The organism is Halorubrum tropicale, from assembly GCF_001280455.1.
GTDB classification, from domain to species: domain Archaea; phylum Halobacteriota; class Halobacteria; order Halobacteriales; family Haloferacaceae; genus Halorubrum; species Halorubrum tropicale.
Window position 1 is genome coordinate 345434 of the sequence record NZ_LIST01000002.1, and the last position, 13707, is coordinate 359140.

11 protein-coding genes are annotated in these 13707 nt (G+C 70.9%); 5 read left to right on the forward strand and 6 right to left on the reverse strand.

Annotated features, from left to right (window positions below; translation table 11 throughout):
• Positions 1-142 precede the first annotated feature (142 nt).
• Complete coding sequence (locus tag AMR74_RS06855) at positions 143-2068, forward strand: beta-CASP ribonuclease aCPSF1 (RefSeq protein ID WP_053771313.1); 1926 nt, start codon at positions 143-145, stop codon at positions 2066-2068.
• Positions 2069-2107: 39 nt separating this feature from the next.
• Here AMR74_RS06855 and AMR74_RS06860 read toward each other — a convergent pair whose 3' ends face one another.
• The 3 genes from AMR74_RS06860 to AMR74_RS06870 form a co-directional block, all read right to left on the reverse strand.
• On the reverse strand, positions 2108-3502 hold the full coding sequence (locus AMR74_RS06860) for an APC family permease (protein WP_053771314.1): 1395 nt from the start codon (positions 3500-3502) through the stop codon (positions 2108-2110).
• A gap of 95 nt (positions 3503-3597) precedes the next feature.
• Complete coding sequence (locus tag AMR74_RS06865) at positions 3598-5229, reverse strand: hydantoinase B/oxoprolinase family protein (RefSeq protein ID WP_053771315.1); 1632 nt, start codon at positions 5227-5229, stop codon at positions 3598-3600.
• Positions 5226-7259: a hydantoinase/oxoprolinase family protein gene (locus AMR74_RS06870; protein ID WP_053771316.1), complete on the reverse strand. Its 2034-nt coding sequence runs from the start codon at positions 7257-7259 to the stop codon at positions 5226-5228. Before AMR74_RS06870 ends, AMR74_RS06865 begins: the two co-directional genes overlap by 4 nt.
• Positions 7260-7492: 233 nt before the next feature.
• On the opposite strand from AMR74_RS06870, the gene AMR74_RS06875 reads away from it, so the two are divergent.
• From AMR74_RS06875 to AMR74_RS06885, 3 genes are read left to right on the forward strand one after another with little or no spacing between them, the layout of a single operon-like run.
• A complete protein-coding gene (locus AMR74_RS06875; protein WP_053771317.1) occupies positions 7493-8947 on the forward strand; it encodes a hypothetical protein in 1455 nt (484 codons plus the stop codon).
• Positions 8948-8996: 49 nt separating this feature from the next.
• The gene (locus AMR74_RS06880) at positions 8997-9377 is read left to right on the forward strand and encodes a methylglyoxal synthase (protein ID WP_053771318.1); all 381 of its coding nucleotides are present in this window, start codon (positions 8997-8999) and stop codon (positions 9375-9377) included.
• Between the two features lie 47 nt (positions 9378-9424).
• Positions 9425-9991: a DUF7332 family protein gene (locus AMR74_RS06885; protein WP_053771319.1), complete on the forward strand. Its 567-nt coding sequence runs from the start codon at positions 9425-9427 to the stop codon at positions 9989-9991.
• Between the two features lie 7 nt (positions 9992-9998).
• On the opposite strand, the gene AMR74_RS06890 is transcribed toward AMR74_RS06885, so the two are convergent.
• From AMR74_RS06890 to AMR74_RS06900, 3 genes are all read right to left on the reverse strand, one after another.
• Positions 9999-10535 carry a hypothetical protein gene (locus AMR74_RS06890; protein ID WP_053771320.1) on the reverse strand — a complete coding sequence of 179 codons (537 nt, stop codon included), beginning with the start codon at positions 10533-10535 and terminating at the stop codon, positions 9999-10001.
• A gap of 72 nt (positions 10536-10607) precedes the next feature.
• Positions 10608-10928: a transcription factor S gene (locus AMR74_RS06895; RefSeq protein WP_053771321.1), complete on the reverse strand. Its 321-nt coding sequence runs from the start codon at positions 10926-10928 to the stop codon at positions 10608-10610.
• 82 nt (positions 10929-11010) lie between these two features.
• Complete coding sequence (locus AMR74_RS06900; protein WP_053771322.1) at positions 11011-11826, reverse strand: alanyl-tRNA editing protein; 816 nt, start codon at positions 11824-11826, stop codon at positions 11011-11013.
• A gap of 105 nt (positions 11827-11931) precedes the next feature.
• On the opposite strand from AMR74_RS06900, the gene AMR74_RS06905 reads away from it, so the two are divergent.
• Positions 11932-13671 carry a DUF7289 family protein gene (locus AMR74_RS06905; protein WP_137711378.1) on the forward strand — a complete coding sequence of 580 codons (1740 nt, stop codon included), beginning with the start codon at positions 11932-11934 and terminating at the stop codon, positions 13669-13671.
• The last annotated feature ends 36 nt before the right edge of the window (positions 13672-13707 follow it).

Here is a 13707-nt window from a genome sequence, read left to right on the forward strand (position 1 = left end):
TTTCGCTGGCTGTTCCCGCGTACGGAACCAGTACGGACAGTACTTCCACTATGCCTACCCCGTCACGGCCGATCGATCGGCGCCGAGTCGCCGCGCGACGCGATTCGACGACGACGGCGGCCCCGACGACCCGCAGTGAGATATGAGTCAAGTCGACAAGCAGCTCGATACGTTGAAATCAGAGATCGAACAGGAGATTCCGAACGACATCACGGTCACCGACGTGAAATACGAGGGGCCGGAGCTGGTCGTGTACACGCGCGACCCGAAGCGGTTCGCCGGCGACGGCGACCTGATCCGGCGGCTCGCCTCGAAGCTCCGCAAGCGGATCACGGTCCGACCGGACCCGAGCGCCCTCTCGCCGCCGGCGCGGGCCGAGGACCAGGTCCGCGAGGTGATCCCCGAGGAGGCCGGCGTCACGGACCTCGACTTCCACGAGGACACCGGCGAGGTCGTCATCGAGGCCGAGAAGCCCGGCATGGTGATCGGCCGCCGCGGCTCGACCCTCCGCGAGATCACCCAGGAGGTCGGCTGGACCCCCGAGGTCGTTCGGACGCCGCCGATCGAGTCCTCCACCGTCTCGAACGTCCGCGGCTTCCTGAAGAACGAGCGCGAGGAGCGCCGCGACATCCTCGAACGCGTCGGCCGGCAGATCCACCGCGAGGAGATGTCCGACGACGAGTGGGTGCGGATCACGACGCTCGGCTGCTGCCGCGAGGTCGGCCGCGCCGCCTTCATCCTCTCGACGCCCGAGACCCGGATCCTCATCGACTGCGGCGACAAGCCCGGCGCTGAGGGCGAGGTGCCGTACCTCCAGGTACCCGAGGCGCTCGGCGCGGGCGCGGCGACCCTCGACGCGGTCGTGTTGACCCACGCCCACCTCGACCACTCGGCGCTGGTCCCGCTCCTGTTCAAGTACGGCTACGACGGCCCCATCTACACGACGGAGCCGACCCGCGACCTGATGGGCCTGCTCACGCTCGACTACCTCGACGTGGCGGCGAAGGACGGTCGGACGCCGCCGTACGAGTCCGCGCAGGTCCGCGACGCGATCAAACACACCATCCCGCTGGAGTACGGCGACGTGACCGACGTGGCGCCTGACGTGAAGCTCACGTTCCACAACGCGGGCCACATCCTCGGCAGCGCCGTCACCCACTTCCACATCGGCGACGGCCTCTACAACGTCGCCTTCTCCGGCGACATCCACTACGAGGACACGCGGCTGTTCAACGGCGCGGTCAACGACTTCCCGCGCGTCGAGACGCTCGTCCTGGAGTCCACCTACGGCGGCCGCAACGACTACCAGACCGATCAGGAGGACTCCGAGGAGGCGCTCAAACGCGTTATCAACGAGACGTACGAGCAGGGCGGGAAGGTCGTCATCCCCGCCTTCGCGGTCGGACGCTCTCAGGAGATCATGCTCGTCTTGGAGGAGGCGATGCGCGAGGGCGAGATCCCGGAGATGCCCGTCCACCTCGACGGGATGATCTGGGAGGCGACGGCGATCCACACCACCTACCCCGAGTACCTCCGCGACGACCTCCGCGACCGCATCTTCCACGAGGACGAGAACCCGTTCCTGGCCGACCAGTTCAACCACATCGACGGCGGCGAAGAGGAGCGACAGGACGTCGCCGACGGCGACGAGTGTATCATCATCTCCACGTCGGGGATGATCGAGGGCGGGCCGATAATGTCGTGGCTCCGCCACATCGGCCCCGACCCGGACTCGAACCTCGTCTTCGTCGGCTACCAGGCGCAGGGGACGCTCGGCCGCCGGATCCAGAACGGCTGGGACGAGATCCCGGTCGACGGCTGGGGCGGCGGGAGCCGCGGCGACACGCTCACCCTGGAGATGGACACCGAGGTCGTCGACGGCTTCTCCGGTCACGCCGACCGGCAGGGCTTAGAGAACTTCGTGAAGACGATGAACCCGCGCCCGGAGAAGGTGCTGTGCGTCCACGGCGACGAGAGCTCGGTCCAGGACCTCTCGTCGTCGCTGTACCACGACTACAACATGCGGACGTTCGCGCCGAAGAACTTGGAGACGTTCCGGTTCAAGTAGGCGGTAGAGAACTGGCGTGCTGGCGAGAGCGCCGCGCCGTCAGTCGTCTCGCTGTTCCGCGGCGGCGGCCTCGTCCGGCGGGTCCGTGGCGTCGTCGTCACGGTCGAGGAACGTCGCCAGCGCGCCGGTGCGAGCGGTCCGCGAGCGCGCGTACGCGAGGTACCACGCGAGGCTTCCGAGGGTGATGCCGACCGCGCCGAGGATCGAGAGGCGCCCCATCTGAACGATCAGCACGGCGCCGCCGATCACGCCGAGTATCTGTAACACCGGGTACCCCGGAGACCGGAAGTCCGGGTCGTAGAAGTCCACGTCGGCCTCCCGGAAGACGATCACGGAGAGGTTCTCCAGCGAGAAGACGAGGATGAGGAAGGCGCTCGCCAGCTTCGCCAGGTCGACCACCGGGACGAACGCGATGAGCGCGAGCAGCAGCGCGCCGGTGACGAGGACGGCGTTCACCGGCGTGAGGAACCGGGGGTTGATCCGCCCGACGCGCGCGGGGATGAGCGAGTCGCGGCTCATCGCGAGCAGGAACCGAGAGGTCCCCAAGACGCCCGCGTTCGCCATGCTGGTGAGCGCGAGGACGGCGGTGACCGCGACGACGGTGACGCCGGCGCCGCCGAACACCCGCGCCGCGCTGTCGGCCATCGGCGTGAGGGAAGTCCCGCCGCCCGGACCGCCGGTGACGAGGGTCTCGCCCGGCACGACGCCGACGACGACGGCCACGACCGCCGTGTATATTGCCATCATCACGCCGATGGAGACGAGCATCGCGAGCGGGATGTTCCGGTCCGGGTCGGCGATCTCCTCGGCGACGGACGCGACCTCGCCGATCCCCGCGTACGAGACGAACACGAAGGCGGCGGCGGTCGCGATCCCGCCGACGCCGTGGGTCGTGAACGGGACGTACTGCGCCGACTCCGCCGGCCGGATCCCGCCGACGACGTAGGCGCCGAGCACGAGCACGACGAAGGTGACGAGGACGCTCTGTACCTGCCCGCTCTTCTCCGTGCCGACGACGTTGAGCAGGATGACGACGACCCCGAGGACGAGCGCGACCGTCTTGACGAGGCCGAATGGGATGTTCACGAGCAACAGCAGGTAGGCGCCGAGGCCGACGAGCGCGAACGCGCTCTTGAACACGAGCGAGAACCAGACGCCGACGCCCGCGATCGTTCCGAACAGCGGGCCCATCGCGCGGTCGATGTAGATGTAGGTCCCGCCGTCCTCGGGCATCGCCGTCGCCATCTCGGCCTTCGAGAGCGCGTTCGGGAGGACGATCAGGCCGGCGATCAGGTACGCGAAGATGACCGCCGGGCCGGCCTTCTCGTAGCCGACCGCCGGGAGGACGAAAATGCCGCCGCCGATCATGGCGCCCATGCTCAGCGTCACCGCCGAATAGAGCCCGAGGTCCCGGCTCAGGTCCCCTTCACTCATTACCTATCGCTTGGAATACCCACAGTTAATCCTTCGCGATCAGTAATAGAGGACTCGCGTATTTCGGGTCCGATAACGCGGCGGACGGCCGCCGCTCACTTCCGCCGGTCGTCGTCGGGTCCGTCGCCGCTCGCGTCGACCTTCCCGTCGCGCCGGTCTCGCTCCCGCGCCTCGGGGTCGCGCTCGGCGGGGTCGCCGTGCCCGCCGCCGCCCGGCGTGCGGACCGAGACCGCCGTGCCGGCCGGGACGTCGACGGACGCCTTCGCCGGGACCGGCTCCCCGTCGATCAGGTTCTCGCCGAGCGCGCCGTCGCCGCCGCCGTCGAGCCCGCGCGGGGCGGTCCGGCGCCGCTCCGTCAGCAGCGAGACGGTCGCGTCCGCCTCGACGGTGAGGCGCCGCTCGACGCCGAGGCCGCCCCGGTGCCGGCCGTCGCCGCCGCTCGACGGGCGGAGGGCGTAGCGCTCGATCCGGAGCGGGTACGCCGCCTCCAGCGCCTCGACGGGGGTGTTGAGCGTGTTCGTCATCCCGACCTGGACGCCGTCCATCCCGTCCTTGCCCGGCCGGGCGCCGAAGCCGCCGGCGATGGTCTCGTAGTAGGTGAACTCGCCGGCGCGGTCGCCGATTATCAGGTTGTTCATCGTCCCCTGGCCGCCGGCCGGGACGACCGCCGGGACCGCCTCGGCGAGCGCCGCCAGCGTCACGTCGGTGACGCGCTGGCTCGTCTCGACGTTGCCGCCGACGACCGCGGCCGGCGGGCGCGGGGCGAGCAGCGACCCCTCGGGCGCCGATATCGACACCGGCTCGTAACAGCCGTGATTCGGTGGGATCTCCGGGTCGGTGATCGCGCGGACCACGAAGTAGACCGCGCTCTTCGCGACCGAGAACGGGGCGTTCAGGTTTCCAGGCACCTGGTCGGCGGTGCCGGCGAAGTCGACGTCGAGGGACGCGCCGTCGACGGTGACCGCGGCTTCGACCGGGATGTCCCCGTCGCTCACGCCGTCGCCTTCGAGCACGTCTCGCGCGCGGTAGGTCCCGTCCGGGAGCTCCCGGATCTCGGCCTCGATCCGGTCGCGCGAGTAGTCGATGACGGCGTCGAAGGCGTCGAGGAGCGCGTCGCCGTGCTCGTCGAGCAGCTCGCCGACCCGCTCCTCGGCGCGCGCGTTCGCGGCGCGCTGCGCCCGGAGGTCCGCCGCCCGCTCGTCCGGCGTGCGGACGTTGGCGAGGATCAGGTCGCGGACGGCCTCGTTCGGCTGGCCGCCGTCGACGAGCCGGACTGCCGGGAGCCTGAGCCCCTCCTCGTAGATCTCCCGCGCGCCGGGCGGCATGCTCCCCGGCGCGCTCCCGCCCACGTCGGCGTGGTGCGCGCGCGACACCGCGTAGCCGACGACCTCGCCGCGGGGCGCGACCGTCGAGACGAGCGTCACGTCCGGGAGGTGGGTCCCGCCCGCGAACGGGTCGTTGACGACGAACACGTCGCCCGGCTTCGGGTCCTTCCCGAGGACCGCGTCGACGGCGTCCGGCATCGCCCCGAGGTGGACCGGGATGTGCTCGGCCTGCGCGACCATCCGCCCGTCGGCGTCGAAAAGCGCCGTCGAGCAGTCCTGGCGCTCCTTGATGTTCGGCGAGTACGCCCCGCGGATCAGCACGTGGCCCATCTCGGCCGCGACGCTCTCCAGTTGGTTCCGGAGGATCTCCAACGTGACCGGGTCGAGGTCGGCGCCCGTCACGCCTCGCTCACCTCCGCGAGCAGCGCGCCGTCGCCGCGGAGCCGCACGCCCCACCCCGGCGGGACGACGACCGTGCTCTCCGGCCCCTCGACGACGACCGGTCCTTCGACGGCCTCGCCGAGCGGGAACCGATCGCGGTCGTAGACCGGCGTCTCCCGGGCGCCGTCGGGGAACACCGCCTCGCGCGTCGTCCGCGGACCGGGGTCCTCGGGGGCGTCGACGCCGACCGCCGGGGCCGTCCGCGGGACCGTCGCCGTCGCGCGGCAGTTCACCAGTTCGACCGGCTCGCCGGCGCGGTAGCCGTACGCCGACTCGTGGGCCGCCGCGAACCGCTCGCCGACCGCCGCGGGGTCGAACGGTCGGTCGACGTCGACGGTCAGTTCGAAGCTCTGTCCGGCGTAGCGGCAGTCCGCCGCGTACTCCATCCCCGCGGCCGCCGGGTCGCTGACCTCGTCCGACAGCCCCTCGGTCAGCTCCGCGTAGACGGCCTCGACCGCGTCGGGGTCGACCTCGGCGAGGGGGGCCTGCCGGGTCCGCACCGCGTCGCGCGTCTCGTCGGCCGCGAGCAGGCCGTACGCCGACAGGACGCCGGAGGCGCGCGGCACGACGACGCGCTCGACGTCGAGGCCGTCGGCGATCGCGACCGCGTGCATCGGGCCGGCGCCGCCGAACGCGACGAGGCCGAACCCGCGCGGGTCGTGGCCGCGCTCGACCGTGACGGATCGGATCGCGCGGGTCATGTCGGCGTTCGCGACGCGGTGGACGCCGAGCGCGGCCGCGACCGGCCCCTCCATTCCCGCCTCGTCGGCGAGGTCGGCGAGGGCGTCGCGGGCGGCCGCGGCGTCGAGCGAGAGGTCGCCGCCCAGGTCGGTGTCCGCGCCGACGTACCCCAAGACGAGGTCCGCGTCGGTGACGGTCGGCTCCGTTCCCCCATTCCCGTAGCAGGCCGGGCCGGGGTCGGCGCCCGCGGAGCGCGGGCCGATCCGGAGCGCGCCGCCGGCGTCGACCCGCGCGATCGACCCGCCGCCGGCGCCCACGGTCTCGACGTCGACCATCGGGGTGCCGATCGGCCGGTCGGCGATCGCCGACTCCGTCGTCCGCTCGACCTCGCCGTCCCGGACGAGGCTCACGTCGCTGGAAGTGCCGCCCATGTCGAAGGTGATCAGGCCGTCGCGCTCGGCGTCGGTCGCGGCCGTGGCGCTCGCGCCCACGACCCCGGCGGCGGGCCCGGAGAGGACGGTCGTCACGGCGTTCCGCCTGACCGTCTCGGCGTCGGTGACGCCGCCGTTGGCCTGCATGATCCGCGGCTGGGGCAGCCCGAGGTCCCGCGCCCGCTCGGTGAGGCGGCCGACGTAGCCGTCGATCGCCGGGCGGACGTAGGCGTCGACCACCGTGGTGGAGGTGCGCTCGTACTCGCGGAACTCCGGCAGCACCTCGTTGGAGGTCGAGACGGGCGCGTCGAGCGCGTCGCGGAGCGCGTCCGCGAGGCGGTCCTCGTTCTCAGGGTGGGCGTAGGCGTGGAGCAGGCACACGGCGACGGACTCGACGTCGGCGTCACGGAGGTCGGCGACGAGCGACTCGATCGCCGCGTCGTCGACCGGTCGATCGATCCCGTCGACGGTCGCGCGCTCGGGGACCTCGAACCGCCGGCGCCGGGGAACGAGGGGGGCCGGCTTCTCGGCGTCGAGGTCGTACAGCGACGGCCGGGTCTGCCGGCCGATCTCCAGCACGTCGCGGAAGCCCTCGGTCGTCACGAGCGCGGTCCGCGCGCCGTCGCCCTCCAGGAGCGCGTTGACGGAGACGGTCATCGCGTGGGAGAACTCGGTCACGCTCTCGGGGGCGATCCCGGCCGCCTCGCAGGCCTTCTCGACGCCGGCCGCGACGCCCTCGCTCTGATCGTCGGTGCTCGGCACCTTCGCGGTGACGAGGCGGTCGTCGAGCGCGAGCGCGACGTCGGTGAACGTCCCGCCGACGTCGACGCCGACGGCTCGCGCGTCCGTCGCCCGGCCGTCGGTCGTTCCGCCGCCCATCTACGACACCCCCGCGGCGTCGCGGAGCGTCCGGACGCCGAGCGGCGACGTGGCTCGGTCGCGTGGCATGGCCCGCCCTCGTCACCGGACGGACTTAAGACCGCCCCGTTCGGCGGCCCGACGCTCTCGGTCCGTTCGCCGCACGCCGCTCGGAAATCGGGTTCCCGCGAGGCGACGAGCGCGCGAACATCTTCGGGACCAAGCCGAGGGTGCCTGGAGTCCATGATCCGCGTATGGGAGCAGTTCCGGGCGGTATCGACGCGGAGCACGGCCCGCCGACGACGGTGCCGCTTCGGCACTTCCTGGTCGGGCTAGCCTTCCTCGGCGCCGCCCTGCTCGTCGGGATCGGTCTGCTCGTCGACGCGGTCCCGGGGCTCGGCGGCCTCGTCCACGTCCACCTGCTGCTGGTCGGGTGGGTGTGCGTGACGATCATGGGCGCGATGACGCAGTTCGTGCCGGTGTGGTCGGGGACGACGCTCCACTCGCGGCGGCTGGCGAGCGCCCAGCTCGCCTTGGTCGTCGTCGGGCTTGTCGGCTTCGCGACCGCGCTCGCGCTGGGACGACTCCCGTGGCTGGCGGGGTTCGGGGCCGTCATGCTCGCCGGCTTCTGGGCGTTCGTCTACAACGTCGGGCGGACGCTCGCGACCGTCGAGGACCTCGATGTGACCGAACGTCACTTCGCCGTCGCGCTCGCCTGTTTCGTCGCCCTGACCGGCCTCGGCGTCCTGCTGGCGGCCGACCTCGGCTCCGGCTTCCTCGCCGGGTTCGGGGTCTCGCACGCCGGGGTCCGCGGCGCGCACGTCACCCTCGCCGTCTTCGGCGCGGTGCTCACCACCGTCTACGGCGCCTCGTACCAGCTCGCCACGATGTTCACGCAGACGGAGCTCCGCGGGGTCGACCACCGGCTCCGCGCGGTCGAGGAGGTCGGTCATCCGGTCGGCGTCGCCGCGCTCGCGGGCGGGCGACTGCTCGGCGCGGCCGCCCTCGCCCGCGTCGGCGCGGTCCTCGTGCTGCTCGCCGCGCTGGCGTTCGCCGCCGTCCTCGCCCGTCGGCTCCTCGAGATGCGCGTCGAGCGCACCCCGATGCACACGCGGTACGCCGTCGTCGCGCTCGCGCTCGTCGGGTGGGCCGCGACGGCCGTGACGGCATGGCTCCGGTCGCCGCTCGCCGCCGAGACCGTCCTCGGCGGACCGGGCAGCGCGCCGCTGCTGCTCCTCGGCGCGGTCGCGTTCGTCGTCCTCGGCACGTTGTACCACGTCGTTCCGTTCGTCGTGTGGGTCGAGCGGTACAGCGACCGGCTCGGCCTCGAGGCGGTGCCGATGGTCGACGACCTCTACGACGACCGGCTCGCGGCCGCCGACGGCGCGCTCCTGTTCCTCGGTACCGCGCTCGTCGTCGGCGCCGACGTCGCCGCCGGCGCCTCGGGGACGACGCTCGCCAGCGCGGCCACGCGCCCTGCGCTCGTCGGGCTGTCGCTCGCGACGCTCGGCGTCGCGGTGTTCGCGGCCAACGCCCTGCTGGTGATCCGCCGACACAGTCCCGGGACGCTGGCCCGCGTCGCGCTCGGCCCGTTCGGGGCGTCCTTGGCGTCCGGGGGAACAGACGGCAGCGACGGTGACGGCCACGGCACCGGGGAGGGCCCGAACGACGGCGACGGTCCGGGCGACGGCCCCGCGGCGGTGGAGTGAACGCCGCGGCGAGGCGAGCGCTTAAGCGACGCCGGAGCGAGCGCCACGTATGCGCATCGCGCTCATCGCACACGACGAGCTGAAAGACGAGATGGTCGCGTTCGTCGAGCGACACACCGGCGTCCTCGACGAGTGCGAACTGGTCACCACCGGGACGACGGGCAAGCGCATCGCGGACGCGACCGGGCTCGCCGTGAACCGACAGGCCTCGGGGCCGTACGGCGGCGACCTCCAGATCGGGGGGATGATCGCGGACGATAGGATCGACGGGGTCGTGTTCCTCCGCGATCCCCTGACCGCGCAGGCGCACGAGCCCGACATCTCGGCGCTGCTGCGGGTCTGCGACGTGAAGGACGTGCCGCTGGCGACGAACGTGGCGTCCGCGGAGCTGCTCGTCGAGGGACTCCTGGACGGCGATTCTCTCGACTGATACCGCAGACCACGGTGCTTTAACCCGGGCGGCCGAAAGGGCGGCCGATGACGCGCCCGCGACGGACCCGCGCCCTCGCCCTCTCGCTGCTGCTGCTCGCCGCGAGCGTCGGCGCCGGCGCGGTCGCGGGCCAACCGGCGGCGTCCGGAGCGGACGCCCGCGTCCAGGGAGCGACCGTCCAGTCGGTCGGCGGCGCGCCCGCGGACGGTCCGGCGACCGTCGGCACCAGCGCCGACGCGAACCGGAGCGCGGCGCCGCCGCTCACGCGCTGTTTCACCGGGCGGGGATACCCCATCACGATCGGCGACGGCGAGGGCGGGACGACGATGGAGACGGTGGTCCACCTCTCCGTGCTGACCGACCCCGCCGCGGGCAACGAGTTCGGCGTCGAGACCGCCGGGCGCCTCGACGGCGAGCCGATCGTGACGCTCGCGGCGGGGGTCAGGCTGACCGGGCGGGAGGCGATCGCGAACGGCTTCGACCCGCTCGCGGCGTTCGACGTGCTGTACACCTACGAGATGCGGCTCCCGATGTTCGCCGGCGCGGTCGGCGACGCGGACTACGAGGACGACGGGTCGCCGATCGAGTCGAGCGCCGGCGCTGTCGCCTGCTGACCGGTCCTCACGAGCTGTCTACCGCGTCCGACGACGCCGGAAGCCGAACGCCGCGGACCAGTCGCAACACGCCCTGACGGGTCGCTTCGAACCCGTCGCCGGTCGGGTAGGCGCCGCCGGCGAGCAGGTACTCGCCGGCCTCCCACACCGCGAGCAGCGCCTCCACAGGGACCCGCTCGCCGTCGACCGCGCAGCGCCCGTGGAACACGGTGAGCGTTGCGGGCGACGCCGCGGGGTCGTCGACGTCGAGGCGCCGCTCGTCGCGGCGCGCGAGGTCGCCGATGCGCCGGTCGGCGAGGCGGTCGCGGAACCCCTCGCGGGCCCGGGACTCGACGAGCCGGGTCAGGGCGGGGTTCGGTCCGGTGTCGGGCGAGATGCGGAGCCGGCTCGCGAAGAAGAACGGCCGCGGGGGCGGGGTCTCGCGCTCGTACCGCGCCGTCCCCGCCGTGACCGAGACGGGACCGGCCTCGAACGGGCGTTCCGTCGCCTCCGCGACGAGCGTCCAGCCCTCAAGGCGGTCGCGGGGGACGACAGGCGGCTCCATGGTCCCGCCTCTCTCCGGACGGGAATAAAACGGACGGGCGGGGAAGGAACGGTCGGGCGGGCGCGTCGGTGCTCAGTGGTCGTCTTCGCGCCACTTGTGCTCGCACTCGGTACAGACGAAAAAGCGGGTCTCGGACTCGTCGGCCGCGCGGATCTGCTGCATGTACCAGTACGCCTGGTCGTTGTCGCACTCGGGACACTGGGCCGTCGTCGTCGGGAGCCCCTTGTCCTCGGCGTCGCTCACGTCGACGATCTCCGACTCGACCTGCGACTCGGTCGTCCACTCGTCGTCGCCCTCGTCGCGCCCGATCTCGTGGCCGCAGGAGTCGCACACCCAGTGGTCCTCGCCCTCGCCGGACTTCATCATGGATCCGCACTCGTCGCAGAACTTCATGCCCGAACCTACCGCGGATCGTATTTAAACGGCGGGATCGCGGGCGAGCGGCGGACGCGCCCGCGGGGCGCCCACGCCGCCGTCAGTCCGCGTCGACGTGGTCGGCGAGCGCGAAGCGGACGCGCTCCTCCTCGGGCCCCTTCGTCTCCCGGCCGGTGACGACGACCTCCCCGATGTCCGCGGTGTTCGCGACGTGGGTCCCCGCGCAGGCGGTGCGGTCGTACGGCTCGTCGTCGGCGTCCGCGCCCGCTATCTCGACGATCCGCAGCTCCTCGATCGAGTCGGGGAGGAGGTCGATCCGCGTCCGGTCGGTGTCCAGCGTCGCCTCCGCGGTCTCGCGGTCCATCGTGTAGCTCGACACCGCCCGCCCGTCGGCGACGAGCTCGTTGAGCCGAGCCTCGATCCGGCCGAGGTCGCCGTCGGTGAACCGGTCGTACTCGGCGTCGAGGCGCGCCCGGTCGCGGTACAGCTGATTGCCGGTCGTCGGCGCGTCGAACTCGTCGAGCAGCAGCGCCGACAGCAGGTGCTGTGCGGTGTGGTACCGCGAGTGCGCGGCGCGCCGGTCGGCGTCGACCTCGCAGGCGACCTCCGACCCCGGTTCCGGGAGCGAGACTTGCGCGGTCGCGTCGCTCGCGTCGTCGTCCGCGCCCGCCGTGCCGTCGACCGGTTCGACCTCGTGGTACACCGTGTCTCGCATCTCGACGTCCACGATGCGCCAGCGAGTGCCCTGATCGCCGTCGACCGCGCGGATCGTCCCGGTATCGTGCGGCTGGCCGCCCCCGGTCGGGTAGAAGTGCGTCCGGTCGAGGACGATCCGGTGCGGGTCGGAGAGGACGCGCTCGACGGTCGCCTCGAACGTCGTCACCGCGTCGTCCGCGAGGTAGAGTCGCTCGGTCACGGGTCCGGGAAGGGGCCCCGGCGAAATATATCCCCGGTCCGACGCGGCCGCGTCGGAACGCATCGGCCGGAAAGCCGTTCCGCGGCGGCAGAGTTGGGCACCCTCATGTCTCTGAACGGTCGCGTTGAATCGCCAGACAGCAGCGAGGTGAGCCGCTGGATAAAGAGGGTTGAAATGGGAGAGTTCAGTTCGATCTTCACGGGGTACTGGGGCCTGATCGACACCGGTGGTTATCAGACCCAATACTTTGACCGAAAGGTTATCACATTCAAATTGACGACGTGTTCACAACATCCTGCCGGGGCACTTGATGCCGCTTCGTCGAGAGTACTCATGACACCGCCCACCACACTTCGAAGACGGGAACGAGGGCAGTCGACCCTCGTCGGATTCGTCCTGTTGATCGGGATGATCGTCGTGGCAGCGTCGGCGACACTCTACTTCGGAACGGCCATGATGAGCGACCTCAGGGGCGAGATTCAGGGGCAAGACGCGGAACAGACGATGCGGGAGATTGATTCGCGGCTGAACGAGGTCGCGTTCAGCGACAACCTCGAACACACGCTCGCTTTCGATCCCGACGAGGGGCAGTCAGTACGCATCGCCAACAACGCGGAGATGGTGATCAAACTCGACGGCGGCCCGGGTTGTACCCCGTTCGTGATTCCGATGGGATCGCTTCACTACGAGAGCGACGGCCACTCGACCGTCACCTATCAGGGCGGTGGGATCTGGAGAGGGACGCCGAGCGGCAACGAGATGATCTCACCCCCCGATATGGAGTACAAGGACGGAACGCTGACGTTTCCGTCCGTGAATGTCAACGGCAGCGCCGGCGGACAGGTGGAGACGCTCCGGGCAACGAAGAACCTCGAATACTCTCGTGAACGGTCTCGCGAGTACTCCCAACTGATGGCGAACTGCTCGAACGCGTCGCAGATGACCGTTACCGTCGAGAGCCGCTACGCCGACGTTTGGGGCGAATACCTCGAAAGCGAAGTCTCGACGAACTCGACGTACGACCTCGACAACGCCGATCCCGACGACGACTCGGTGACGGTAACGATCTCGGAAGGCGTGGACTTCGGCGTCGGGGGGAATGAAAGCGAGATCAGCGTCTCGGAGAACGCGACTGTCTCGACGACGGTCCTGGGAACGGAAGTGTCCAGTCAGACACCCACCTGGTGGGGCGGTATGCGAAAACACTGGGCCCCGGTTACGATGGGAGTCGTAACCGACGACGGACAGATGCGGCCGTGGCCCGACGGACCGTACGATCCCGGTGATCCCGTCACCGCCGAGCAGAACCTCAACGACCGAGAGACCCAGCTCTCCGAGTGGACTCACGAGTTCGAAGTCGAGGCGGGAGCGACGGTTTCGCTCCGAGCGACGCAGTGGTCGTGTGCCGACTACGACTACGCCGGGGCGGACGAGTACGACGGAACGACGTGGTACCACTACAACTGCGACGACCTCGGCTCGGTGAACCTCCGCACGGACGCGTCGGCGGGTGAGAACCCGGAGAACGTCAGAGTGCTCAAGAACGGCGACGAGATGCCGGTGATAGAGACGAGGTACCGGCAACGCAACGCCGAAGAAGTTCTCGGTCCACTACTCAACGAGACGGGGCACCTACAGCTTGAGGACAACCAAGCGGTGTTCCTCTTCGAGATCACCGACCCGGACGCTACGTGGGAGAGCGCGAAAGACGACATCGGCGACCCCAACTACAACGACGCGATCGTACTGTTGGAGATAGAGGATCAAGAGGGCAAGGAGGTCGCCGGCGGGTTCGAGATCAGACTGACGACGAACGAGGTCATCATCGAGACCACCAACGAGTGAGTGAATCGCTCAGCCTATCGAAATCGAACCGCTCGT

Coding starts and splice junctions, on each gene's coding strand:
- AMR74_RS06890 (WP_053771320.1), bottom strand. CDS start 10,535: ATGGAGCCGCCTGTCGTCCCCCGCGACCGCCTTGAGGGCTGGACGCTC.
- AMR74_RS06905 (WP_137711378.1), top strand. CDS start 11,932: ATGTCTCTGAACGGTCGCGTTGAATCGCCAGACAGCAGCGAGGTGAGC.
- AMR74_RS06860 (WP_053771314.1), bottom strand. CDS start 3,502: ATGAGTGAAGGGGACCTGAGCCGGGACCTCGGGCTCTATTCGGCGGTG.
- AMR74_RS06895 (WP_053771321.1), bottom strand. CDS start 10,928: ATGAAGTTCTGCGACGAGTGCGGATCCATGATGAAGTCCGGCGAGGGC.
- AMR74_RS06855 (WP_053771313.1), top strand. CDS start 143: ATGAGTCAAGTCGACAAGCAGCTCGATACGTTGAAATCAGAGATCGAA.
- AMR74_RS06885 (WP_053771319.1), top strand. CDS start 9,425: ATGACGCGCCCGCGACGGACCCGCGCCCTCGCCCTCTCGCTGCTGCTG.
- AMR74_RS06875 (WP_053771317.1), top strand. CDS start 7,493: ATGGGAGCAGTTCCGGGCGGTATCGACGCGGAGCACGGCCCGCCGACG.
- AMR74_RS06880 (WP_053771318.1), top strand. CDS start 8,997: ATGCGCATCGCGCTCATCGCACACGACGAGCTGAAAGACGAGATGGTC.
- AMR74_RS06870 (WP_053771316.1), bottom strand. CDS start 7,259: ATGGGCGGCGGAACGACCGACGGCCGGGCGACGGACGCGCGAGCCGTC.